This window comes from Paenibacillus sp. TSM33 (assembly GCF_056099025.1).
This window is the reverse complement of record NZ_JBLZXB010000036.1, coordinates 1-528: the sequence shown is the minus strand read 5'-3', so window position 1 is coordinate 528 and position 528 is coordinate 1. Positions and strand designations below refer to the sequence as shown.

The window sequence follows — 528 nt, the reverse complement described above, 5'->3', positions numbered from 1 at the left end:
GTTAGGCCTCTACACCACAGTTCCAGAGGCACTTTCTAAATTGAAAGTAATTGCGGGGGCAGGATTTGAACCTACGACCTTCGGGTTATGAGCCCGACGAGCTACCGAACTGCTCCACCCCGCGATAAAAATATGGTGGAGGCTGAGGGGATCGAACCCCCGACCCTCTGCTTGTAAGGCAGATGCTCTCCCAGCTGAGCTAAGCCTCCATACTACTATGACCCGTAGGGGATTCGAACCCCTGTTACCTCCGTGAAAGGGAGGTGTCTTAACCCCTTGACCAACGGGCCACATATCTATTATAAGAGCTGGCGGAGAGAGAGGGATTCGAACCCTCGAGACGCTTTTGGCGCCTACACGATTTCCAATCGTGCTCCTTCGGCCAACTCGGACATCTCTCCATATGGCTCCCCGAACAGGACTCGAACCTGTGACAACTCGATTAACAGTCGAGTGCTCTACCAACTGAGCTATCAGGGAATATTGGTGGAGCCAAGGGGGATCGAACCCCTGACCTCCTGCGTGCAA

The 528-nt window shown here is 53.8% G+C and carries 5 tRNA genes; all 5 read right to left on the bottom strand.

Annotated features, from left to right (window positions below):
• Positions 1-50: 50 nt before the first annotated feature.
• The 5 genes from ACN6NF_RS25665 to ACN6NF_RS25645 all read right to left on the bottom strand — a co-directional run bounded on the left by ACN6NF_RS25665 (position 51) and on the right by ACN6NF_RS25645 (position 480).
• Positions 51-124, bottom strand: a tRNA-Met gene (locus ACN6NF_RS25665).
• A 9-nt stretch (positions 125-133) separates the two neighbouring features.
• A tRNA-Val gene (locus tag ACN6NF_RS25660) sits at positions 134-209 on the bottom strand.
• A gap of 9 nt (positions 210-218) precedes the next feature.
• A tRNA-Glu gene (locus ACN6NF_RS25655) sits at positions 219-290 on the bottom strand.
• Between the two features lie 19 nt (positions 291-309).
• Positions 310-401 (bottom strand) — tRNA-Ser (locus ACN6NF_RS25650).
• A 3-nt stretch (positions 402-404) separates the two neighbouring features.
• Positions 405-480 (bottom strand) — tRNA-Asn (locus tag ACN6NF_RS25645).
• Positions 481-528: the final 48 nt, after the last annotated feature.